At 72.5% G+C, this 23,094-nt stretch carries 22 protein-coding genes; 13 read left to right on the top strand and 9 right to left on the bottom strand.

From position 1 onward, the window contains the following. Window positions 1-127: 127 nt before the first annotated feature. The 5 genes from AC07FY_RS03060 to AC07FY_RS03080 all read right to left on the bottom strand — a co-directional run bounded on the left by AC07FY_RS03060 (window position 128) and on the right by AC07FY_RS03080 (window position 6,048). Window positions 128-1,081: a zinc metalloprotease gene (locus AC07FY_RS03060; RefSeq protein WP_478999898.1), complete on the bottom strand. Its 954-nt coding sequence runs from the start codon at window positions 1,079-1,081 to the stop codon at window positions 128-130. A gap of 222 nt (window positions 1,082-1,303) precedes the next feature. Continuing rightward, a complete protein-coding gene (locus AC07FY_RS03065) occupies window positions 1,304-2,965 on the bottom strand; it encodes an alkaline phosphatase D family protein (RefSeq protein WP_478999510.1) in 1,662 nt (553 codons plus the stop codon). 133 nt (window positions 2,966-3,098) lie between these two features. Beyond that, entirely contained in the window at window positions 3,099-3,893 is a 795-nt protein-coding gene (locus AC07FY_RS03070; RefSeq protein WP_478999512.1) for a DsbA family protein, read from the bottom strand. 44 nt (window positions 3,894-3,937) lie between these two features. Next, window positions 3,938-4,627 carry a hypothetical protein gene (locus AC07FY_RS03075; protein WP_478999514.1) on the bottom strand — a complete coding sequence of 230 codons (690 nt, stop codon included), beginning with the start codon at window positions 4,625-4,627 and terminating at the stop codon, window positions 3,938-3,940. Between the two features lie 59 nt (window positions 4,628-4,686). Beyond that, window positions 4,687-6,048 (bottom strand): DUF2252 domain-containing protein, encoded by a 1,362-nt coding sequence (locus AC07FY_RS03080; RefSeq protein ID WP_478999516.1) that lies wholly within the window; start codon window positions 6,046-6,048, stop codon window positions 4,687-4,689. Window positions 6,049-6,217: 169 nt separating this feature from the next. Here AC07FY_RS03080 and dnaE point away from each other — a divergent pair, with 169 nt between their 5' ends. Continuing rightward, a complete protein-coding gene (gene dnaE, locus AC07FY_RS03085; protein ID WP_478999518.1) occupies window positions 6,218-9,760 on the top strand; it encodes a DNA polymerase III subunit alpha in 3,543 nt (1,180 codons plus the stop codon). Between the two features lie 72 nt (window positions 9,761-9,832). On the opposite strand, the gene AC07FY_RS03090 is transcribed toward dnaE, so the two are convergent. Beyond that, a complete protein-coding gene (locus AC07FY_RS03090; RefSeq protein ID WP_478999520.1) occupies window positions 9,833-9,994 on the bottom strand; it encodes a hypothetical protein in 162 nt (53 codons plus the stop codon). Window positions 9,995-10,216: 222 nt separating this feature from the next. On the opposite strand from AC07FY_RS03090, the gene AC07FY_RS03095 reads away from it, so the two are divergent. The 4 genes from AC07FY_RS03095 (at window position 10,217) to AC07FY_RS03110 (ending at window position 14,201) form a co-directional block, all read left to right on the top strand. Continuing rightward, on the top strand, window positions 10,217-11,527 hold the full coding sequence (locus tag AC07FY_RS03095) for an NYN domain-containing protein (RefSeq protein WP_478999521.1): 1,311 nt from the start codon (window positions 10,217-10,219) through the stop codon (window positions 11,525-11,527). A gap of 28 nt (window positions 11,528-11,555) precedes the next feature. Beyond that, a complete protein-coding gene (locus AC07FY_RS03100; protein WP_478999523.1) occupies window positions 11,556-12,593 on the top strand; it encodes an ABC transporter ATP-binding protein in 1,038 nt (345 codons plus the stop codon). Further along, complete coding sequence (locus AC07FY_RS03105) at window positions 12,590-13,447, top strand: ABC transporter permease (RefSeq protein WP_478999524.1); 858 nt, start codon at window positions 12,590-12,592, stop codon at window positions 13,445-13,447. Before AC07FY_RS03100 ends, AC07FY_RS03105 begins: the two co-directional genes overlap by 4 nt. 88 nt (window positions 13,448-13,535) lie before the next feature. After that, entirely contained in the window at window positions 13,536-14,201 is a 666-nt protein-coding gene (locus AC07FY_RS03110; RefSeq protein ID WP_478999526.1) for a hypothetical protein, read from the top strand. Window positions 14,202-14,243: 42 nt separating this feature from the next. Here AC07FY_RS03110 and ybaK read toward each other — a convergent pair whose 3' ends face one another. The 3 genes from ybaK to AC07FY_RS03125 are packed head-to-tail and all read right to left on the bottom strand — an operon-like array spanning window position 14,244 to window position 17,143. Continuing rightward, on the bottom strand, window positions 14,244-14,738 hold the full coding sequence (gene ybaK, locus AC07FY_RS03115) for a Cys-tRNA(Pro) deacylase (protein WP_478999528.1): 495 nt from the start codon (window positions 14,736-14,738) through the stop codon (window positions 14,244-14,246). Between the two features lie 10 nt (window positions 14,739-14,748). Then, window positions 14,749-15,486, bottom strand: coding sequence for an LON peptidase substrate-binding domain-containing protein (locus AC07FY_RS03120; protein ID WP_478999530.1), 738 nt, complete (start codon window positions 15,484-15,486; stop codon window positions 14,749-14,751). Window positions 15,487-15,520: 34 nt separating this feature from the next. Then, window positions 15,521-17,143, bottom strand: a complete 1,623-nt coding sequence (locus AC07FY_RS03125) for an oxidoreductase (RefSeq protein WP_478999532.1) — start codon at window positions 17,141-17,143, stop codon at window positions 15,521-15,523. A gap of 139 nt (window positions 17,144-17,282) precedes the next feature. Between AC07FY_RS03125 and hisD the strand changes: the two genes are divergently transcribed. Genes hisD through hisF form a run of 8 tightly spaced genes read left to right on the top strand, consistent with a single transcriptional unit; the run spans window position 17,283 to window position 23,001 of the window. Then, window positions 17,283-18,614, top strand: coding sequence for a histidinol dehydrogenase (hisD, locus tag AC07FY_RS03130; protein ID WP_478999534.1), 1,332 nt, complete (start codon window positions 17,283-17,285; stop codon window positions 18,612-18,614). Further along, on the top strand, window positions 18,611-19,726 hold the full coding sequence (locus AC07FY_RS03135) for a histidinol-phosphate transaminase (protein ID WP_478999535.1): 1,116 nt from the start codon (window positions 18,611-18,613) through the stop codon (window positions 19,724-19,726). The genes hisD and AC07FY_RS03135 overlap by 4 nt, the downstream gene beginning before the upstream one ends. Next, a complete protein-coding gene (gene hisB, locus AC07FY_RS03140) occupies window positions 19,723-20,316 on the top strand; it encodes an imidazoleglycerol-phosphate dehydratase HisB (protein WP_478999537.1) in 594 nt (197 codons plus the stop codon). The genes AC07FY_RS03135 and hisB overlap by 4 nt, the downstream gene beginning before the upstream one ends. A 1-nt stretch (window position 20,317) precedes the next feature. Next, window positions 20,318-20,485, top strand: coding sequence for a hypothetical protein (locus AC07FY_RS03145; RefSeq protein ID WP_030291963.1), 168 nt, complete (start codon window positions 20,318-20,320; stop codon window positions 20,483-20,485). Further along, window positions 20,482-21,126 carry an imidazole glycerol phosphate synthase subunit HisH gene (gene hisH / locus AC07FY_RS03150; RefSeq protein WP_478999539.1) on the top strand — a complete coding sequence of 215 codons (645 nt, stop codon included), beginning with the start codon at window positions 20,482-20,484 and terminating at the stop codon, window positions 21,124-21,126. Before AC07FY_RS03145 ends, hisH begins: the two co-directional genes overlap by 4 nt. Beyond that, on the top strand, window positions 21,126-21,863 hold the full coding sequence (priA, locus tag AC07FY_RS03155) for a bifunctional 1-(5-phosphoribosyl)-5-((5-phosphoribosylamino)methylideneamino)imidazole-4-carboxamide isomerase/phosphoribosylanthranilate isomerase PriA (RefSeq protein ID WP_478999541.1): 738 nt from the start codon (window positions 21,126-21,128) through the stop codon (window positions 21,861-21,863). Before hisH ends, priA begins: the two co-directional genes overlap by 1 nt. Beyond that, entirely contained in the window at window positions 21,860-22,249 is a 390-nt protein-coding gene (locus tag AC07FY_RS03160) for a RidA family protein (protein WP_478999543.1), read from the top strand. Before priA ends, AC07FY_RS03160 begins: the two co-directional genes overlap by 4 nt. Continuing rightward, a complete protein-coding gene (gene hisF / locus AC07FY_RS03165; RefSeq protein WP_478999545.1) occupies window positions 22,246-23,001 on the top strand; it encodes an imidazole glycerol phosphate synthase subunit HisF in 756 nt (251 codons plus the stop codon). Before AC07FY_RS03160 ends, hisF begins: the two co-directional genes overlap by 4 nt. The last annotated feature ends 93 nt before the right edge of the window (window positions 23,002-23,094 follow it).

Raw genomic sequence — 23,094 nt, forward strand, 5'->3', positions numbered from 1 at the left:
CCCACAGAGGTGACGCAGCGCTTCCGCCCCCCCCCCCCCCCCCCCCCCCCCCCCCCCCCCCCCCCCCCCCCCCCCCCCCCCCCCCCCCCCCCCCCCCGGGGCCGGGGTGTGTCCGGGGTCAGGGCGTTCAGCCGGCCCGGTAGGCCGTCCAGCTGCTGGTCATGCGCGCGATCTGGCCGGCGGTGAACTGGTACATGCAGGAGTCGTACGTGTAGTCCATGAAGTTGCGGATGGGGTCCACGCCCGGCTTGCTCGCGCAGCTGTCGCGCCCGGTCGGGCACTCGTACGCGGCGCTCTTCTCGGCCGGGGTGTCGGAGACGTAGTCCCCGTTTCCGTTGCAGCCGCCCTGGAAGGTGTGGTAGAGCCCCAGCCAGTGGCCGACCTCGTGGGTCGCGGTGTCGCCCTCGTTGTAGTTGGCGGCGGAGCCGCCGGGCAGCGAGCTGTCCAGGACGACCACGCCGTCCATCGCGGGCGCGGAGGCGTAGGAGGTCGGGAAGGTAGCCCAGCCGAGCAGGCCGCCGGAGAGCTTGGCGGTGTAGAAGTTGAGCGCGCCCGGGCCCCCCTTGCGCAGGGTGCTCTTCATGTCCTTCTCGGCCTGGGAGCCGGAGGCCAGGTTGTACCAGGAGGCGTTGTCCGTGTAGTCGGTGGCGGCGAGGGTGAACTGGAAGTTGGAGTTCACGTTGCCGGTGCCCTGGCCGCCGTACGCGGCGTTCAGGACCTCCAGCTGCTTGGCGATGTCCGTGGACGTCAGCTTGCCCGCGGTGCCCGAGTGGACGACGTGGAAGTACACGGGGATGTTCGTGACGGCCTCGGCCGCGCGCAGGCTGCGCTGCGGCTGGTTCTTCAGGGCCTTGTCCAGCTTCGCCTTGAGGTCGGCGTCCATGGCCTTCGCCTGGGCGTCGGTGACCTCGTTCGGCTCGTCCGCGTGCTCCTCGTGGCCGCGTGCGACACGGGCGCCGGCCGCGCCCGCCGCGGTGCCCTCCTCGGCGCAGACCTCGGTGGGGGTCTTGGCTGCGGCGAGTGTGGTGGGGGCGGCGAGCGGGGTGAAGGCCAGGGTTCCGGCCAGGACCGCCGTGCCCATCAGGCGGCGGCGGAGAAGGGGGGATATGCGGGCAGAAGCGCGCACGTGTGCTCCTCGCGGGTGGGGGGTGATGGCTGAAGGATCTTCTTCAGCTGGCGCGAAGCTTATGTGTGCATGACATATTCAGGTCAAGGGGCTGACGTAAAAGATTTGTTGCCGAAGCGCACAGGGGGCGCCTGGTACGGACCAGGCGCCCCCTGCGGCAGAAGATTTGACGGTGGATCAGCGAACGGGCTGGTAGGAGCGCTCCACCCGCTGCGTGCCGTTCAGGGTCCGGTACGAGCGGGACCAGGCGGCCGTGGCGTCCTGCCGCCGCTTGTCGGACACCACGAAGTAGTCCATCTGCGAGCGCTCCGCCGTCACGTCCAGCACGCCGTAGCCGTGGGCGTCCATGTCGAGCCACTTCACGTGCCAGTTGGCGGCCTTGATGGCCGACTCGGCGACCAGCGAGGCGGTGTCCGCCGGCACGTGCAGGATGTCGTCCAGGTTGTCCGAGGTCACCGAGGTGACCACGAACTCGGTCGCCGCCGTCCCCGAGCCGGGGTAGGTCGCCATGTTGACCGGGACCTCGTTGGCCCAGGCCATGTGGATGTCGCCGGTCAGGAACACCGTGTTCTTGACGCCCCGGTCCCTCAAGTGGCCCAGGAGTTCCTTGCGGTCGTCCGTGTAGCCGTCCCACTGGTCCACGTTGACCGCTATGCCCCCCTCGGGCAGGCCGAGCAACTCGGCCAGCGGTCCCAGCAGGTGCGCGGGGAGTGAACCGAAGGCCACCGGCGAGATCATCACCGAGGTGCCGACCAGCTTCCAGGTCGCGGTGGAGCCCGCGAGGCCCGACTTCAGCCAGTCCAGCTGGGCGCGCCCGGTGAGGGTGCGCTCGGGGTCGTCCACCGAACCGCTGCCCACCTTGACCTGCTGCGAGCGGAACGAACGCAGGTCGAGGAGGTGCAGGTCGGCGAGGGTGCCGAAGCGCAACCGCCGGTAGACGGTGCCCGCGGTGGAGGTGCGCACCGGCATCCACTCGAAGTAGGCCTGCTTGGCGGCGGCCGCACGGGCCGCCCAGTCGCCCTCCGCCCCCGGGGTGTGGTTCTCGGCGCCGCCGGACCACATGTCGTTCGCGAACTCGTGGTCGTCCCAGATGGCGACGACCGGGTGGGCGTGGTGCAGTGCCTGGAGGTCGGCGTCCGTCTTGTACCTGCCGTGCCGGGTGCGGTAGTCGGCCAGCGAGACGATCTCGTGCCTCGGCTCGTGGGCGCGGACGGTGTACTTCGCCTCCGGGTACCCGCCGGACTGGTACTCGTAGATGTAGTCGCCGAGGTGCAGGACCGCGTCGAGGTCGCCGCGGGCGGCCAGGTGGCGGTAGGCGGAGAAGTAGCCGGACTCCCAGTTGGCACACGACACCACGCCGAAGCGGACCCCCGCGGTGGTGACGTCGTGGCCGGGGGTGGTGCGGGTGCGGCCCACGGGCGAGACGGCGGCGCCGGCCGTGAACCGGTACCAGTAGGAGGTCTGCGGCCGCAGTCCGCGCACGTCCACCTTGACCGTGTGGTCGGCGGCGGCGCTCGCCGTGACGGTGCCCTCGGCGACGACGCGGGTGAAGTCGCGGTCGGCGGCCACCTCCCAGCCGACCTGGACGGCCGGGCCGAGTCCGGAGCCGGGCACGGCCTCGGGGGTGGGGGTGACGCGGGTCCACAGCAGGATCCCGTCGGGCAGCGGGTCGCCGGAGGCGACGCCGTGCAGGAAGGCCGGTGCGCCCTCGGCGGCGTGGGCGGCGGGGGCGCCCAGGGAGGCGAGGGGGGCCAGGGCGGCCGTCGCCGCGGCAGCGAGGACGACCGTGCGACGGCGGGGGTTCGAGCCGTGCGCGGCGGAGGAGAGTTGACTGGTCACGGACCATCACATTACCGGCGGGTACGCCCGCGGGAACAGGGCCGGGAATGTGGCGGGCGGACGAACTCCCGGAGTCCGCCCGCCCGTTGGGACCGCAGTGTCCGGAAACAAGGCCCCCGGAATTGGCCGGGGGTCAGCCCTGCAGGGCCTTGTCGATCGCGGCCGTGAACTGCTCCGGGGTCCCCGGGGTGTCGATCTTCTTGCCGTCCATCTTCAGCGTCGGCGTCCCCGTGACACCGGACTTGTTGAAGGCCTTCGACATCTCCAGCGCCCACCGGTCGTAGGTGCCGTCCTCGACGGCCTTCTTGAACGCGGCGTTGCCCTTGAGCGCCGGGACCGTGTCCGCGACCTTCAGCAGGTAGTCGTCCTTGCCGAAGCTGTCGACGGTCTCCTCGGGGTGCAGCTCCTTGGAATAGAGCGCGGCCTTGTAGCCGAGGAAGGCCTCGGGGCTGACGTCGAGCGCCGCGCCCAGGGCGCTGAGGGCGTTCTTCGAGCCCTCGCCCTTGACGCCGTTGTCGATGAACGTGGCGCCGAAGTACCGGAGCCTGTACTTGCCGGCCTCGACGTCCTTGGTGATCTGGTCGCCGACCGCCTGCTCGAACTGGGCGCAGGCCGGGCAGCGCGAGTCCTCGTAGACCTCCAGGGTCTTCTTGGCGTCGGGCTTGCCGATGAGGACCGTGGTGCCGTCCTCGCCCTCGGTGTTCTTCGGCTTGACCAGCTCGGCCGTCGCGGCCTTGTCCCAGTAGCCCGGCTCGTTGGCCTGCATGATCAGGTAGCCGACACCGCCGGCCAGGGCGAGGGCGGCCACGACCGCGCCCGCCACCAGCACCTGGCGGCGCGCCTTGTCCTTCTTCGCCTGCGCCGCGCGCTCGGCGCGCAGCCGCTCGCGGGCGGCTGCCTTGCTGGCCTGGCTGTTGCGTGAACTCATGGTGGTCTCCGTGGGTCATGACGTGCGGGGGGTCCTGCTGTGCGTCAGGCGCGTGCGAGCGCGCCGGCCACGGGAGGTCCCCGCCGTCCCACGGAGTGGGCGGGGAAGCGCGTACGGGCCCCCGTGCCCGGTATGACCGGCCGCGGCGCCCGCCGGGGCCGCCCCGCGGCCACCGCCGCCGGAGCCCCCGCCAGCAGCAGGGGCCGGAACGCGAAGGCGGCCACGGCGTGCAGCAGCCGGCCCAGCGCCCGCTCGCCGTGGCGGAGCCATCCGGCGGCCAGCAGCCCGACCGCGACGTGGGCGGCGAGCAGCAGCCAGGGCGTCCAGGGCCCCGGGGCGGACAGCAGCGCCGCCGGGTCGCCGGCGGGCCCGGCCACCTCGGCGAGCGGCCCGCCCACCGGGGCTCCGCCGCACAGCTCCTCCAGGCCGAGCGCGCGCAGCGGGCCCGAGACGGGGCCGCCCGCCGCGCCGTAGCAGAAGTGCTGGCCGGCGGTGAAGGCGGTGTCGGCGGCCAGCTCCAGCGGGACGAGCAGCCCGGCGATCGGGCCGAAGCCCCGCTCGCGTCCGGCCAGCGCGTAGGCGAGCGCGAACACGGCGGCGAACGCCCCGCCCACCAGCGCGGGCGGCAGCGGGACCCGGGACATCAGGACGTGCGAGCCGGCGGACAGCAGCACGACGAGCGCGCTGAACAGCGCGGCCCGCAGCCCCCTGAGTCCCGCCCCTGATATGTCCATCGCCGCGAGTGTGCCATGCGTCCCTGTGGAAGCGTTCCGCAGGTCCCGCCGGCCCCCTGCTACCGGGGGGCCCTCCCGGCCGCGGCCGCGGGAGCGAGCCGGCCGTTGCGGAAGAGGTCCACGAAGATCTGGTGGTCGGCGCGCGCCCGGGCCCCGTAGGCGTGGGCGAAGTCGACCAGCAGGTCCGCGAAGCCCTCCTCGTCGGCCGCGATGGCCGCGTCGATGGCCCGCTCGGTGGAGAACGGCACCAGGCTCTGGCCGCTCTCGGCGGCGTCCGCCGCCCCGTGCATGGTCGCCGTGGCCCGGCCCAGGTCCGCCACGACGGCCGCGATCTCCTCCGGGTCGTCCAGGTCCGACCAGTCCAGGTCCACCGCGTACGGGGAGACCTCCGCCACCAGCTGGCCAGCGCCGTCCAGCTCCGTCCAGCCCAGCCACGGGTCGGCGTGGGCCTGCAGGGCGCGCTGGGAGATCACCGTGCGGTGCCCCTCGTGCCGGAAGTAGTCCCGCACGGCCCGGTCGGTGATGTGCCGGGAGACCGCCGGGGTCTGCGCCTGCTTGAGGTAGATCACGACGTCGTTCTCCAGGGCGTCGCTGTGCCCCTCCAGCAGGATGTTGTAGGAGGGCAGCCCCGCCGAGCCGATCCCGATGCCCCGGCGGCCCACCACGTCCTTGACGCGGTAGGAGTCGGGACGGACTAGCGACTCGTCGGGCAGCGTCTCCAGATATCCGTCGAAGGCGGCCAGCACCTTGTACCGGGTGGCCGCGTCCAGCTCGATGGTGCCCGGGCCCGGCGCGAAGCGGCGCTCGAAGTCGCGGATCTCCGTCATCGAGTCCAGCAGGGAGAAGCGGGTGCGGGACCGGGCCGCGCGCAGGGCGCCCAGCAGCGGGCCCTCGGCGGTGTCGAGGGTGAAGGAGGACACCGCGTGCTCGTACGGGTCCTGGCCCCGGACGGCCAGGGCGTGGATCCGCTCGCGGTACGCGGCCGCGTAGACCCGGACCAGCGCGCCGATCTGGTCGTCGCTGAGCGCCTTGGTGTAGCCGATCAGCGCCACGGAGGCGGCGAAGCGCTTCAGGTCCCAGGTGAACGGGCCGACGTACGCCTCGTCGAAGTCGTTGACGTTGAAGATCAGCCGGCCGTTGGAGTCCATGTAGGTGCCGAAGTTCTCCGCGTGCAGATCGCCGTGGATCCACACCCGGCCCGTCCGCTCGTCCAGGTAGGGGCCGCCGTGCCGCTCCCGCTCCAGGTCCGCGTAGAAGAGGCAGGCGGTGCCCCGGTAGAACGCGAAGGCCGAGGCGGCCATCTTGCGGAATTTGACCTGGAAGGCGGCGGGGTCGGCGGCGAGCAGCTCCCCGAAGGCGGTGTCGAACACGTCGAGTATCTGCTCGGCGCGCTGCTCGTCGGTCGTCTCGGGAACCGCCATGGCGGGTGCCTCCTGGTGGTGCGGGGCTGATCTGGGGAGATCGTGTCTGCGGACGGGTGTCCTCGGCTGTGCAACGCCTGAAGGTACCCGCCGGTGCCCGGGACGTGTCAGCCCGGAGACGTAGGATTCGTAGCTGCCGCCACTCTTGCCCCACCGGAGGACCCCCACCGTGACCAAGCCGCCGTTCACGCACCTGCACGTCCACACCCAGTACTCCCTGCTGGACGGTGCCGCGCGGCTGAAGGACATGTTCAACGCGTGCAACGAGATGGGCATGACGCACATCGCCATGTCCGACCACGGCAACCTGCACGGCGCCTACGACTTCTTCCACTCCGCCAAGAAGGCCGGGGTCACCCCGATCATCGGCATCGAGGCGTACGTCGCGCCCGAGTCCCGGCGCAACAAGCGGCGCATCCAGTGGGGGCAGCCGCACCAGAAGCGCGACGACGTCTCCGGTTCCGGCGGCTACACCCACAAGACGATCTGGGCGGCGAACGCCACCGGGCTGCACAACCTCTTCCGGCTGTCCTCCGACGCCTATGCGGAGGGCTGGCTGACCAAGTGGCCGCGCATGGACAAGGAGACCATCTCCAAGTGGTCGGAGGGCCTGATCGCCTCCACCGGCTGCCCCTCCGGCGAGCTGCAGACGCGGCTGCGCCTGGGGCAGTTCGACGAGGCGCTGAAGGCCGCCTCCGAATACCAGGACATCTTCGGCAAGGAGCGCTACTTCCTGGAGCTGATGGACCACGGGATCGAGATCGAGCGCCGGGTCCGCGACGGGCTGCTGGAGATCGGCAAGAAGCTCGGCATCCCGCCCCTGGTCACCAACGACTCGCACTACACCTACGCGCACGAGGCCGCCGCCCACGACGCCCTGCTGTGCATCCAGACCGGCAAGAACCTCTCCGACCCCGACCGCTTCCGCTTCGACGGCACCGGCTACTACCTGAAGTCCACGGAGGAGATGTACGCCATCGACTCCTCGGACGCCTGGCAGGAGGGCTGCGCCAACACCCGGCTGGTCGCGGAGCAGGTCGACACCGAGGGCATGTTCACGTTCCGGAACCTGATGCCGAAGTTCGACATCCCGGAGGGCTACACCGAGGTCACCTGGTTCCGCGAGGAGACCATGCGCGGCATGCACCGCCGCTTCCCCGGGGGCATCCCCGAGGACCGCATGAAGCAGGTCGAGTACGAGATGGACACGATCATCTCGATGGGCTTCCCCGGCTACTTCCTCGTGGTCGCCGACTTCATCATGTGGGCCAAGAACCAGGGCATCGCGGTCGGCCCCGGCCGAGGCTCCGCGGCCGGCTCGATCGTCGCCTACGCCATGGGCATCACCGACCTCGACCCGATCCCGCACGGCCTGATCTTCGAGCGCTTCCTGAACCCCGAGCGCGTCTCGATGCCCGACGTCGACATCGACTTCGACGAGCGCAGGCGCGTCGAGGTGATCCGGTACGTGACGGAGAAGTACGGCCAGGACAAGGTGGCCATGATCGGCACCTACGGCACCATCAAGGCCAAGAACGCGATCAAGGACTCCGCGCGCGTCCTCGGCTACCCCTACGCCATGGGCGACCGCCTCACCAAGGCCATGCCCGCCGACGTCCTCGGCAAGGGCATCCCGCTCTCCGGCATCCTCGACCCCTCGCACCCGCGCTACAGCGAGGCGGGCGAGATCCGCGGGATGTACGAGAACGAGCCCGACGTGAAGAAGGTCATCGACACCGCCCGCGGCGTCGAGGGCCTGGTCCGCCAGATGGGCGTGCACGCCGCCGGCGTGATCATGTCCAGCGAGACGATCACCGACCACGTACCGGTCTGGGTGCGGCACACCGACGGCGTCACCATCACCCAGTGGGACTACCCGAGCTGCGAGTCGCTCGGCCTGCTGAAGATGGACTTCCTGGGCCTGCGCAACCTCACGATCATGGACGACGCCGTCAAGATGGTGAAGGCCAACAAGGGGATCGACATCGACCTCCTGGCCCTCCCGCTCGACGACCCCAAGACCTTCGAGCTGCTGGGCCGCGGCGACACCCTCGGCGTCTTCCAGTTCGACGGCGGGCCCATGCGCTCCCTGCTGCGCCTGATGAAGCCCGACAACTTCGAAGACATCTCCGCCGTGTCCGCGCTCTACCGCCCGGGCCCGATGGGCATGAACTCGCACACGAACTACGCCCTGCGCAAGAACAAGCAGCAGGAGATCACCCCGATCCACCCCGAGCTGGAGAAGCCGCTCGAAGAGGTGCTCGCGGTCACCTACGGCCTGATCGTCTACCAGGAGCAGGTGCAGAAGGCCGCCCAGATCATCGCCGGGTACTCGCTCGGCGAGGCCGACATCCTGCGCCGCGTGATGGGCAAGAAGAAGCCCGAGGAGCTGGCGAAGAACTTCACCATCTTCCAGGCCGGCGCCCGCAAGAACGGCTACAGCGACGAGGCCATCCAAAAGCTCTGGGACGTCCTGGTCCCCTTCGCCGGCTACGCCTTCAACAAGGCCCACTCGGCCGCGTACGGACTGGTCTCCTACTGGACCGCCTACCTCAAGGCGAACTACCCGGCCGAGTACATGGCCGGCCTGCTCACCTCGGTCAAGGACGACAAGGACAAGTCCGCGATCTACCTGAACGAGTGCCGGCGCATGGGCATCAAGGTGCTCCCGCCGAACGTGAACGAGTCGGAGTCGAACTTCGCCGCCCAGGGCGACGACGTGATCCTGTTCGGCCTGACCGCCGTGCGCAACGTCGGCCAGAACGTCGTCGACTCGATCATCAAGACCAGGAAGGCCAAGGGGAAGTTCTCCTCCTTCCCCGACTTCCTGGACAAGGTCGAGGCCGTCGTCTGCAACAAGCGCACCATCGAGTCGCTGATCAAGGCCGGCGCCTTCGACGAGATGGGCCACACCCGCAAGGGGCTGGTCGCCCACCATGAGTCGATGATCGACAACGTGGTCGCGGTCAAGCGCAAGGAGGCCGAGGGGCAGTTCGACCTCTTCGGCGGGATGGGCGACGAGGGCGCGGCCGACGAGCCCGGCTTCGGCCTCGACGTCGAGTTCTCCGACGTGGAGTGGGAGAAGTCCTACCTGCTCGCCCAGGAGCGCGAGATGCTCGGGCTCTACGTCTCCGACCACCCGCTCTTCGGCCTGGAGCACGTGCTCTCCGACAAGACCGACGCCGGCATCTCGCAGCTGACCGGCGGCGAGCACTCCGACGGCGCCGTCGTCACCATCGGCGGCATCATCTCGGGCCTCCAGCGCAAGATGACCAAGCAGGGCAACGCCTGGGCCATCGCCACCGTCGAGGACCTGGCCGGCTCCATCGAGTGCATGTTCTTCCCCGCGACCTACCAGCTCGTCTCCACCCAGCTGGTCGAGGACACCGTCGTCTTCGTCAAGGGCCGCCTCGACAAGCGCGAGGACGTGCCCCGCCTGGTCGCCATGGAGATGATGGTCCCCGACCTCAGCTCGGCCGGCACCAACGCCCCGGTGGTCCTCACCATCCCCACCGTGAAGGTCACCCCGCCGATGGTGACCCGTCTGGGCGAGATCCTGCGCCACCACAAGGGCAACACCGAGGTGCGGATCAAGCTCCAGGGGCCGCGCACCACCACCGTGCTGCGCCTCGACCGGCACCGGGTCCAGCCCGACCCCGCCCTCTTCGGCGACCTCAAGGTGCTGCTCGGCCCGTCCTGCCTGGCCGGATAGCCGCTCGGCAGCATGGCGAAGGGCCTGTCCGGCGGTGCCGGGCAGGCCCTTCGCTCATCCGCGTCGGCCGCGTCAGTTGTGGCCGAACCGCTTGGACCTGCTCTTGTGCGCCAGATCCATCGGACTCGGCGCCTGGGCGTGCGTGTCGGGCGAGGATTCCGTCGAGCTCCTCGACGGGTCCTGCGACGAGCGCGCCGACTGCTTGGGCTGCTTCTGCTGCTTGTTCTTGGCCATGGTGGAGCCTCCGTGATGGGGTCTAGGGGCCAGGACCGCCTTCACACTCACACAGCGCCAGAAACGGCGCATTTTGGATCATTACCGCGCGTAGCCGCGCTCCTCCCCGGCCCCCTTGTGAGATCCGCCACGCCGATGATCGAGTTCCGGCCGTCAACACCCTTGCGGTCGGGCAGACTCGGGGCACCCGACGAAAACACCGAGGAACCCCCAGGGAAGAAGGTGGAACGCGTGGACCGCTGCGTCGTCCTGGTGGACGCCGGCTACCTGCTGGGTGCCGCCGCGAGCCTTCTCGCAGGGGAGCCCTCCCGCTCCCGCATCACCGTCGACCACGCCGCCCTCATCCAGGGCCTGCGCGAGCGGGCCGAGGCCGACACCGAGCAGCCCCTGCTGCGCATCTACTGGTTCGACGGCGCACCCGACCGCGTGCCCCAGCCCGAGCACCGGCGGCTGCGCGTCATGCCGCGCGTCACCGTCCGGCTGGGCGCCCTGACCCGCAGCGACGGCCGCTGGGCGCAGAAGGGCGTCGACGCCGCCATGCACGCCGAACTCACCGAACTGGCCCGCAACCGCGCCTGCTCCGACGTGGTCCTGGTGACCGGCGACGGAGACCTGCTGCCCGGGCTGATGTCCGCCAAGGAGCACGGCGTCGCCGTCCACCTGTGGGCGGTGCAGGCCGCCGACGGGGACTACAACCAGTCCGAGGACCTCGTCGCGGAGGCCGACGAGCGCCGCGTCCTCGACCGCGCCTGGATCACCCGGGCGGTCCGCGCCAAGGACCTCACCGGCCTGTGCTCCCCGCCCCCCGCGCCCCGCCCGGACATCGCCGCCATCCTCTCCGCCCCGCTGCCCGAAGCGGCACTGGCCGAGGCCGCCCGCAACGGCTCCGCGCCCGCCGGGGACGACGACGCGGACGGCCTCCCGGTCCCCGCGCCCGCCACCGCCGGCGGCCGGCACGTACCGACGCCCAAGGACCTCGCCGGCTCGCTGCGCGCCCCCGGACAGCCGGCCGCGCCGCCGAACGGGCCGCACGGCGGGCACACCCCGGCCGGCAGCGCCCTGCGCTGGTCCTCCGACAAGGGCTGGGTCGACCGCGCCGGACCGCTCGGCGAACCCGCCGAGACCGCCTCCCTGCCCACCCTCGCCCAGCTCACCAGCGCCGAACAGCGCTGGGCCGACCGGGAGGAGGACATCACCACCGTCGGAGGCGACCCGTTCGAAGTGGGACAGGTGTTCGCCCGGCGCTGGATGGAGCGGCTCCCGGAGACCGTCCACCTCCAGAAGCTGGCCACCATGTACCCGCGCATCCCGCACCGGATCGACGGGGAGCTGCTGCGCTACGCCGCCCGGTTCGGCCTGCTCGCGCACAAGGACGACCAGATCGACGAGCACGACCGCTACGCCATCCGCGCCGGGTTCTGGCGCGAGATCGACGTCCGCGCAGCCGCCGAACACGTGGCCGCCGTACCCGCCGCGGCCCCGGGAACCGCACCCCTGAACCCGAGCGCCCCGACGACCCCGGGGGCCGAGTAGGGGCGGGAGCCGCGTAGGCTGCTCCCTCGTGAGCACGGGCACAGCACAAGAGCACAGCGGCACGGCGGCGGCCGCGGCAGCCGGCTCCGACGTCGTCTGCGCGGTGCGTGACCTGGTCAAGACCTATCCCGCCGTACGCGGCCGGCGCGGGGTCCCGGCCCTGCCCGAGACCCGGGCCAGCGACGGCGTCTGCCTGGAGGTCCGGCGCGGCGAGATCTTCGGCCTGCTCGGCCCCAACGGCTCCGGCAAGTCCACGCTCGTCCGCCAGCTCACCGGCCTGATGCGCCCCGACGCCGGCACCGTCACCCTGCTCGGCCACGACCTCGTACGCCACCCCGAACGGGCCTCGCGGCTGCTCGCCTACCTGGGCCAGGAGTCGACCGCGCTGGACGAGCTGACCGTGTCGCTGGCCGCCGAGACCACGGGGCGGCTGCGCGGGCTCGACGCACGCGCGGCCCGGGCCGCGCGGGACGACGTCCTGGAGGAGCTCGGGCTGACCGGGATCGCCGGGCGGCCCCTGAAGAAGCTCTCCGGCGGGCAGCGGCGCCTCGCGTGCTTCGCCACCGCGCTGGTGGGGGAGCGGCCGGTGCTCGTCCTCGACGAACCCACCACCGGAATGGACCCGGTGGCCCGGCGCGCCGTGTGGTCTGCGGTGGACCGGCGGCGCGAGCGGCACGGCGCCACCGTCGTCCTCGTCACCCACAACGTCATCGAGGCCGAGACCGTCCTGGACCGGGTCGCCGTCATCGATCAGGGCAGGGTCATCGCCTGCGACACGCCCGCCGGACTCAAGGCCAGGGTCTCGGGCGAGGTCCGCCTGGAACTCGTGTGGCGCGAGCGCGCCCCGCTGGACGTGCCGGAGGTCGCGGCGCTGCGCCCGGTCGCCGCCGAGTCCGGCCGGCGCTGGCTGCTGCGGCTGCCGCCGGAGGAGGCACGCGCCGCAGTGGCCGCGGTCACCGGAGGGCCGGCCTTCGCCGCCCTCGACGACTTCACGCTGGCCACGCCGAGCCTGGAGGACGTCTACCTGGCACTCGGTGGGAAGACGAAGGGGCTGGTGAAGTCGTGAGCGACCGTACGGCACACACCGTCGTGCCGGTCGCGGCCGCCGGGCGGGGCGCCACCGCGCCCCCGGCCGGTGCTCCGGCCGAGGCCCGGCAGGCCGCCGCGGCGCCGCTGGCCCCGCGGGCGGGGCTGCTGCCGGCGCTGGCCGCCGTCTACCGGGCGCAGCTGTCCCGGGCGCGGGTGGCGCGGATCCCGCTGCTGTTCGTGGCCACCTTCCAGTCCGTCGGCATCATGATCCTGATGCGGGGGGTGGTGGACGGTGGTTCGGAGGCCCGGGCCGTCGTGGCCGGCTCCTCCGTCCTCGTCGTCGCCTTCGTCGCGCTGAACCTGCTCGCGCAGTACTTCGGGCAGCTGCGGGCGAGCGGCGGGCTCGACCACTACGCCACGCTGCCGGTGCCGCCCGCCTCGGTGGTCCTGGGCGCGGCCGCCGCGTACGCCTCCTTCACGCTGCCGGGCACGCTGGTCACCGCCGTGTTCGGATGCCTGCTGTTCGGGCTGCCGATGGGCGGGCTGTGGATCCTGGCCGCGGTGGTGCCGCTGGCCGGTGCGGCCCTGGCCGGGCTCGGCGCGGCGCTGGGACTGCTGGCGCCCCGGCAGGAGCTGGCGACGCTCGCCGGGCAGCTCGGCATGTCGGCCGCGCTGCTGCTGGGGGTGCTGCCGCCCGAGCGGATGCCGGAGGTGATCGTGTGGGCGCGGGACCTGCTGCCGTCCACCTACGGCGTGGAGGCCTTCGCGCAGACCTTCGCCCCGGATCCGGACTGGGCCGCGGTCGCCGTCGACCTCGGCGTGTGCGCGGCGGTGGGCGTGCTGTCGCTGGCCGTCGCCACGTGGGCGTATCGGCGGGCGGCGGTCCGCTGACGCCGGCCCCGCGGTCGCCTGGCCCGGTCGCCGTGCGGTTGCCCGTGCCGGGCGGCGCCGGTCGTCCGGGACCTGGCACGATGTGGGGGTGACCGAAGCCGTGACCCCGCCGTCCCCGTACGACCCGCCGTCGCTCCCGCCCGAGCGGCCGGCGGCCCCCGCCCCCGCCGTCACCCCCGAGGACGTCCGGGACGGCGCCGCCGTCGCCCTGGTGGTCGCGGTGGCGGGGCTGCTCCTCGGTGCGCTGTGGCTGTGGCTGGCGCCGCGCGTGCAGTACGTCTCGAACGGGGAGGCGGTGTTCCTGCGCAACACCGAGAGCGAGGCGCGGATCGGGGCCGACGGGACGTTCTTCCTGCTGTCGGCCGGGCTGGGCGTGCTGAGCGCGGTCGGCACCTTCCTGTGGCGCCGGGCCGGCGGGGTGCCCCTGGTCATCGGGCTCGCGGTCGGGTCGGTCTTCGCCGCGCTGGTGGGGTGGCGGTTCGGGCTCTGGCTGGGGCCGTCGCCCGACCTGGCCGCCGCTGCCGCCCGGGCGGGCAAGGGCGTGCCGTTCGACGCGCCGCCGGAACTGCTGGCGCACGGGGCGCTGCTGGTCTGGCCGATGTCCGCCGTCCTGGTCCACCTGGCGCTGACGGCCCTGTGGTCCCCCCGCGACCCGGATCCGGGCCCGCCGCCCGGCTGGACCGGCTACCACCACCCGGCCGAGCCCGTCGCCCCTTCCGAGCCCGTCATCCCGCCGGAGCCTCCGCGCGGCTGACCGCCCCGGCACGGGCCGCGGCCCGGTGCCGCGCCCGCGGGCTCAGGGGCGGGCGATCGGGGCGAGCGTGGCGTCCGTGAGGGCGGTCAGGTCCGCCGGGGACAGTTCGATCTCCAGGCCGCGGCGGCCCGCCGAGCAGCAGATGGTGGCGTGCTCCGCGGCGGAGGCGTCGAGGACCGTGCGCAGCCGGCGCCGCTGCCCCAGCGGTGAGATGCCGCCCCGCACGTAGCCCGTGGTGCGCTCCGCCAGTACCGGGTCGGCCATCGCCGCCCGCTTGCCGCCGACCGCCGCCGCCAGAGCCTTCAGGTCCAGCGATCCCGACACCGGGACCACCGCCACCGTCAGGGCCCCGTCCACGTCGGCGACCAGCGTCTTGAAGACCTGCGCCGGCGAGACGCCGAGCGCCTGCGCCGCCTCCTCCCCGTAGGAGGGGTGCGCCGGGTCGTGCTCGTACGCGTGCGTGGTGAAGGCGACGCCGGCCGCCGTGAGGGCCGCGATCGCCGGGGTGCCCGCCGCCTGCCTGGACTTCCTCGCCATCGCTCAGCCGTCAGTTCGGGCTCGTCGGGGTGCGGGTCAGCTCCACCGCGGGCAGCGAGGGCAGGTGGCGGATCACCGCCGTCTCGGCGCGCAGCAGCTTCAGCTCCTCCGCCAGCCGGGTCGCCGTGTCCGGGGCCTGGAGCAGCCGCTGCTTGGCCGGGATGTCCAGCACCGCGGCCGCCGCCACCAGGTACGACACCACCGACGGCTCGTCGGGGAGCTCCGCACCGGTCAAGGACCGCTCCCGGGCCCCGGCCAGCCGCTTCTGGTAGGCGCGAAAGGCCCGCAGCACTCCCTCGGCCAGGGCGCCCGCGCCCTCGCCCGCGTCCTCCGGGAGCTCCTCGAGCTCCGCCGTGAGGAAGGGGCCCGAGGAGTCGACCGAGAGCAGCCGGACCCGCGAGGTGCCCGTCGCGAGGACCTCGAAGCTGCCGTCCTCCCGCTCCCGGATCGTCGCCGCGTCCGCGATGCAGCCCACCCGGTGGAAGGCCTGCACCGGGTCGGCGCCGAAGCCCGCGGCGGGGCCCCGCTCCGGCACGGACGTCGGGTCGGGCAGGCCGGGCGCGGTCGGCGCCACCTCGCGGCCGTCGCGGATGGCGACGACCGCGAAGCGGCGCGGTTCGTCCTCGCCCGTCTTCAGCAGCTCGCGCATCATGGCGCGATAACGCTCCTCGAAGATGTTCAGCGGGAGGACGAGTCCCGGGAACAGCACCGAGTTCAGCGGGAAGAGGGGCAGGCGAACGGTGGTCACGAGGCACAGGGTAGTGGCCGCCGGGCCGGCGCCGTCACCCTCGCCTCAGCACGCGGGACGCCCCGGCCGCCACCGTCGTGGCCAGGATCCACCCCAGGAGGATCAGCGCCGCCGCTCCCCACTGCCAGCCGCCGTCCACCTTCCACTGCGCCTGCTGACCCAGGTCGATCACCGGAAGCAGCAGGTCCAGGGCGTACAGGGCGGCGTCCCACTCCGGATGCTCGTTCTCCTTGATCGGGGGCGGCCGGTGCTGCGAGAACAGCAGGGTGCCCGCCGCCCACAGGACCGCCATCCACAGCGCGGCCCGGCCCGGGCGGTAGCCGTAGACCACCGTCCAGTCCTGGAGGTAGCCCCAGGCCCTCGCCGCCGGCGGCAGGGTCCCCCGGCGCCGCCGCTGCTTGGCCAGCAGCACCTCGCGGGCCTCGGCGTCCTCCCCGCCGGCCCGCAGCACGGCCGCCAGGCGCTCGTACGGCTCGGGCGAGTACTCGGGGGTGGCCGCCGCCACCCACTCGAGCCGGCGGGACAGGGGGAAGTGGCCGCGGGGCGCCAGGTTCTCGTAGACGAACCCCTCGATGGACACCCCGCCCGGGCCCGGCCAGCTGGTGGAGGCGTCGACGAGTTTGACCACCTTCGCCCCCGACACCACGACCCGGCCGCGCTCCGGCCGCTCCCCGACGAAGCGGAACTCGGGGGTCTGGATCCTGCGCAGGGATATCTCCTGCTCCGGCGTGAGCTCGAAGCGGGCCCCGAAGAAGTCGATGGCGTCGCCGAAGCGGCCGTCGTCCAGCCGCAGCCCGCCCCGGCACTCGAAGCGCCGCGCGCGCTGCCCGTGCGCCGGGAGCAGGCCCAGCCCGTACGGGGGAGTGGAGGAGTTCGAGCCCGGGACGTGGTCCAGCGCGATCGAGGTCAGGTACAACGTCCGCTCGACGGTCAGCTGCGGGGCGTTCAGCGCGTACCTGCCGTACGGGTTGGTCAGGCGGGCCCCGCGCAGGTTCATCGACACACCGACCGTCGCGCCGCGCAGGCTCACCTCGCCGTAGGTCTCCAGCAGCTCGCCCTGGAAGTCCTGCGCCACCGACATCCCGTCGGCGGCGATCGCCCGGCCCTTGGCGTCCGGCCGCACCACCGCCTGGCTCACCAGCAGGTCGGTGCCGATCTGCGCGTCGGTCAGCCGGACGCCCCGGGCCACCCGGCAGCGCGGCAGGTGCAGGTCGCCCTCGGTGTGCAGGCGGGCCGCCTCCAGCCGCGGTATCGCGCAGTCGACCAGGCGCAGGGTGCCGAAGCGGGCCTCGGACAGCTGGATCTCGCCATCGAAGCGGCAGGACCGCAGCTCCACGTACGGGCCGACCGCGCCCCCCGACAGGTCCAGCCGGCCCGTGATCCGCACGCCCCGCAGCTTGAGCGAGGCCACGCGGCCCGGCACCGGCGCCGGCCCGTGCAGCAGGAGCAGCGCCACCACCTCGGCGCGGACGCTGCGCTCCGGGCCCCAGACGTGCTCGCCGTGCGGGTCGGTCCGGTCGGTGGCGCCCGCCGGCGCCTCCCGGCCGTAGCCCGGGGAGCTCAGGTCGCAGACCGTGCCTGTGCGGTACGCCTCCCACACGCGCCGCTCGGCAGGGTGCAGATCCGCCGGTTCCTCCCCCGCGCGTGCCTCGGCCATGGCGGCCCCCCTCCGCTGTCGTCCGCACGTCCGGACGATCACGGTGATCAACGCTATCGGGGGCCTGTGACATCCGGGGCGTGTATCAGCCAGTGATACGGGCGGACGGTGCCGCTGGGCGGTCTGAGAGAATTGGGGCGTGATCTCTCGTATCGACCTGCGCGGTGACGCCCTCCCCGAGGGTGGCGCCCTGCGCGATCTGCTGCCCCGTGCCGAGTTCGACGTGGAAGCCGCCCTGGAGAAGGTGCGGCCCATCTGCGAGGACGTCCATCATCGCGGCACGGCGGCGCTGATCGAGTACGCGCGCATGTTCGACGGGGTCGAGCTCTCGCAGGTCCGGGTGCCCGCGCAGGCCATCCGGGCCGCCCTGGAGCAGCTGGACCCGGCCGTCCGCGCCGCCCTGGAGGAGTCGATCCGGCGCGCCCGGATCGTCCACCGCAGCCAGCGCCGCAGCGAGCACACCACCCAGGTGGTCCCCGGCGGCACGGTGACCGAGAAGTGGGTTCCGGTGGAGCGCGTGGGGCTGTACGCCCCGGGCGGCCGCTCGGTGTACCCGTCCTCCGTCGTGATGAACGTCGTCCCGGCGCAGGAGGCGGGCGTCGAGTCGATCGCGCTCGCGTCCCCGCCGCAGAAGGAGTTCGGCGGTCTGCCGCACCCCACGATCCTCGCCGCCTGCGCGCTGCTCGGCGTGGACGAGGTGTACGCGGTCGGCGGCGCCGTGGCCGTCGCGATGTTCGCGTACGGCACCTCCGGGCCCGACGGCTGCCCGCCCGTGAACATGGTGACGGGCCCCGGCAACATCTGGGTGGCCGCCGCCAAGCGCTACTTCACCGGCAGGATCGGCATCGACACCGAGGCCGGCCCGACCGAGATCGCCGTCCTCGCGGACTCCACCGCCGACCCGGTGCACGTCGCCGCCGACCTGATCAGCCAGGCCGAGCACGACCCGCTGGCCGCGGCCGTGCTCGTGACGGACTCCGCGGAGCTCGCGGACGCCGTCGAGCGGGAGCTGGAGCCGCAGGTCGCCGCGACCAAGCACGTCGAGGACCGGATCAAGCCCGCCCTCGCCGGCAAGCAGTCCGCGATCGTCCTGGTCGACAGCCTGGAGGACGGCCTCAAGGTGGTCGACGCGTACGGCGCCGAGCACCTGGAGATCCAGACCGCGGACGCCGCCGCCTGGGCCGCCCGGGTGCGCAACGCCGGCGCGGTCTTCGTCGGCCCGTGGGCCCCGGTCTCCCTCGGCGACTACTGCGCCGGGTCGAACCACGTGCTGCCCACCGGCGGCTGCGCCTGCCACTCCTCCGGCCTGTCCGTGCAGTCCTTCCTGCGCGGCATCCACATCGTCGACTACACGCGCGACGCCCTGGCCGAGGTCACCCACCACGTGGTGACGCTCGCCGAGGCCGAGGACCTGCCCGCGCACGGCGCCGCCCTCAAGGCGCGCTTCGGATGGAAGGTGCCGACCGCATGACGGCGAACATCGGCATCGACGACCTCCCCATCCGCGACGAACTGCGCGGCAAGACCCCGTACGGCGCCCCGCAGCTCGACGTGCCCGTCCAGCTGAACACCAACGAGAACCCGTACGAGCTGCCCGAACCGCTCGTACGGCGCATCGCCGAGCGCGTCGCCGACGCCGCCCGCACCCTCAACCGCTACCCCGACCGGGACGCGGTGGAGCTGCGCACCGCGCTGGCCGCCTACCTCACCCGCACCGGCGGCCACCCGGTCGCGCTGGAGAACGTCTGGGCCGCCAACGGCTCCAACGAGGTCATCCAGCAGCTGCTGCAGACCTTCGGCGGTCCGGGGCGCACCGCGATCGGCTTCGAGCCCTCGTACTCGATGCACGCGCTGATCTCACGGGGCACCGGCACCGGCTGGATCTCCGGCCCGCGCCGCGACGACTTCACCATCGACGTGGCGGCGGCCGAGCGGGCCATCGCCGCGCACGCCCCCGACGTCGTCTTCATCACCTCCCCCAACAACCCCACGGGCACCGCGGTCGGGGCCGACACGGTCCTGGCCCTCCACGAGGCCGCCCAGGCCGCCAAGCCCTGCCTGGTGGTCGTGGACGAGGCGTACGTGGAGTTCAGCCACCACGAGTCGCTGCTGCCCCTGATCGAGGGACGGCCGAACCTGGTGGTCTCCCGCACCATGTCCAAGGCCTTCGGCGCCGCCGGCCTGCGCCTGGGCTACCTGGCCGCGCACCCCGCCGTGGTCGACGCCGTCCAGCTGGTGCGCCTGCCGTACCACCTGTCGGCCGTCACCCAGGCGACCGCCCTGGCCGCCCTGGAGCACACCGACACCCTGCTCGGCTACGTCGAGCAGCTCAAGGCCGAGCGCGACCGCCTGGTCGACGAATTGCGCGCCATCGGCTACGAGGTCACCGCGTCCGACGCGAACTTCGTCCAGTTCGGCAGGTTCGAGGACGCGCACGCCGCGTGGCAGAAGATCCTCGATCAGGGTGTCCTGGTCCGGGACAACGGCGTACCGGGCCGGCTGCGGGTCACCGCCGGCACCCCCGACGAGAACGACGCGTTCCTGGAAGCGGTTCGCGCACTGAAGAAGGAGCAGCACGCATGAGCCGCATCGGACGGGTCGAACGGACCACGAAGGAGACCTCCGTCGTCGTCGAGATAAACCTCGACGGCACCGGCCGGGTCGACGTGTCGACGGGTGTGGGCTTCTTCGACCACATGCTCGACCAGCTCGGCCGCCACGGCCTCTTCGACCTCACCGTCAAGACCGACGGCGACCTGCACATCGACACCCACCACACCATCGAGGACACCGCCCTCGCGCTCGGCGCCGCCTTCCGCCAGGCCCTCGGCGACAAGGTGGGCATCTACCGCTTCGGCAACTGCACCGTGCCCCTCGACGAGTCCCTCGCCCAGGTGACCGTGGACCTGTCCGGCCGCCCCTACCTCGTGCACACCGAGCCCGAGACCATGGCGCCGATGATCGGCTCCTACGACACGACGATGACCCGGCACATCTTCGAGTCCTTCGTCGCGCAGGCCCAGATCGCCCTGCACATCCACGTCCCCTACGGCCGCAACGCCCACCACATCGTGGAGTGCCAGTTCAAGGCCCTCGCCCGGGCCCTGCGCTACGCCGCCGAGTTCGACCCGCGTGCGGCCGGCATCCTGCCCTCCACGAAGGGCGCCCTCTAGCGTGAACGGGCTCAACACGATCCTGATCGTCTTCGGCCTGTTCCTGGCCGGCGGCGTCTACTCCTTCCAGAAGCAGCAGATGCCGAAGTCGGTCGTCATCCTGCTCGCCATCGGCTCCGCGATGTGCCTCGCCGCCGGAGTCCTGCGAATCCAAGGAATCTGGGAATGAGCGCAGCACGCAAGACCGTCGTGGTCTTCGACTACGGCTTCGGCAACATCCGTTCCGCCGAGCGGGCCCTGGCCCGCGTCGGCGCCGACGTCGAGATCACCCGCGACTACGACAAGGCCATGGACGCCGACGGGCTGCTCGTCCCCGGTGTCGGTGCCTTCTCCGCCTGCATGCGGGGCCTCAAGGACGCCCGCGGCGACTGGATCATCGGCCGCCGGCTGTCCGGCGGCCGCCCGGTCATGGGCATCTGCGTCGGCATGCAGATCCTCTTCGAGCGCGGCATCGAGCACGGCGTGGAGACTTCAGGTCTCGACGAGTGGCCCGGCACCGTCGGCCCGCTCAAGGCCCCCGTCGTCCCCCACATGGGCTGGAACACCGTCGAGGCTCCGGCCGACAGCCAGGCCTTCGCCGGTCTCGACGCCGACGCCCGGTTCTACTTCGTGCACTCCTACGCGGTGCGCGAGTGGAGCCTTGAGGTCACCAACCCGGCGATCCGCGCCCCCCGCGTGACCTGGGCCACGCACGGCGAGCCCTTCGTCGCGGCGGTGGAGAACAGGGCCCTGTGGGCGACCCAGTTCCACCCCGAGAAGTCCGGCGACGCCGGCGCCCAGCTCCTCACCAACTGGATCGAGACCCTGTGATGACCGAGCCCGCAGCGAAGCTGGAACTCCTCCCCGCGGTCGACGTCCGCGACGGCCAGGCCGTCCGCCTCGTGCACGGGGTGTCCGGCAGCGAGACCTCCTACGGCTCACCGCTCGAGGCCGCCCTGGCCTGGCAGCGCTCCGGCGCCCAGTGGCTGCACCTCGTCGACCTCGACGCCGCCTTCGGCACCGGTGACAACCGTGCCCTGGTGGCCGAGATCACCCGCGCCATGGACATCAAGGTCGAGCTGTCCGGCGGCATCCGCGACGACGCCTCGCTCGCCGCGGCCCTCGCCACCGGCTGCACCCGCGTCAACCTCGGCACCGCCGCCCTGGAGACCCCCGAGTGGGCCGCCAAGGCCATCGCCGAGCACGGTGACCGCATCGCGATCGGCCTCGACGTCCGCGGCACCACCCTGAAGGGCCGCGGCTGGACCAGCGAGGGCGGCGACCTGTACGAGACGCTCGCCCGCCTCGACTCCGAGGGCTGCGCGCGCTACGTCGTCACCGACATCGGCAAGGACGGCACGCTGACCGGCCCCAACCTGGAGCTGCTGCGAGGCGTCTGCGCCGCCACCGACCGGCCCGTCGTCGCCTCCGGCGGCATCTCCAGCCTCGACGACCTGCGGGCCCTGTCCGAGCTGGTCCCGCTGGGCGTCGAGGGCGCGATCGTCGGCAAGGCCCTGTACGCCAAGGCCTTCACCCTGGAAGAAGCCCTGAAGGTGGTCAACGCATGAGCAGCCCGTCCGAAGTGCGCCGGATCTCCTCCGGCGGCCCCTACGAGGACGTCATCGCGTACTCGCGCGCCGTGCAGCTGCCGAACGGCCTGGTGCTCGTCTCCGGCTGCACCGCGGCCGACGCGGGCGGGCCGTACGACCAGGCCGTCGCGGCCTTCGGCGTCGCCTTCAAGGCCCTCGCCCAGGCCGGTCTCGGCCCCGAGGACGTGGTCCGCACCCGCATGTACCTGACGCACGCCCGCGACGTGGAGGAAGTGGGCCGCGCCCACAAGGAGCTCTTCGACGCGGTCCGTCCCGCCGCGACGATGCTGATCGTCTCCGGCTTCGTCGACCCGTCGATGGTCGTCGAGGTGGAGGTCGAGGCGTACAAGGCGGTGCCCGCATGAGCCTCGCCGTACGCGTGATCCCCTGCCTGGACGTGGACAACGGCCGGGTCGTCAAGGGCGTCAACTTCCAGAACCTGCGCGACGCCGGGGACCCGGTGGAGATGGCCAAGCTGTACGACGCCGAGGGCGCCGACGAGCTGACCTTCCTCGACATCACCGCGTCCTCCGGCAACCGCGAGACCACCTACGACGTGGTGCGCCGCACCGCCGAACAGGTCTTCATCCCGCTCACCGTCGGCGGCGGTGTCCGCACGGCCGACGACGTCGACAGGCTGCTGCGCGCCGGAGCGGACAAGGTGGGCGTGAACACCGCCGCCATCGCCCGCCCCGAGCTCATCCAGGAGATCGCCGAGCGCTTCGGCCGGCAGGTGCTCGTCCTGTCGGTGGACGCCCGGCGGACCGCCTCCGGCTCCTTCGAGGTCACCACCCACGGCGGCCGCCGGGGCACCGGCATGGACGCCGTGGAGTGGGCCCACAGGGCGGCCGAGCTGGGCGCGGGGGAGATCCTGCTGAACTCGATGGACGCCGACGGCACCAAGGACGGCTACGACACCGAGATGATCAAGGCCGTGCGCGCTTGCGTGACCGTCCCCGTGATCGCCTCGGGCGGCGCCGGCAAGCTGGAGCACTTCCCGCCGGCGATCGCGGCGGGCGCCGACGCGGTCCTCGCCGCCTCGGTCTTCCACTTCGGCGACCTGCGCATCCCGGAGGTCAAGGCCACCCTCCAGGAGGCGGGCCACCCGGTCCGCTAGAGCCGCAGCCGCGGAACCGGGGGGGGGGGGGGGGGCCCCCGCCCCCCCCCCTGAGCAGCGGGTCCATAACCCACCCCGCCAAAAGCCGAAGCC

This window comes from Streptomyces sp. NPDC045967, assembly GCF_056430495.1.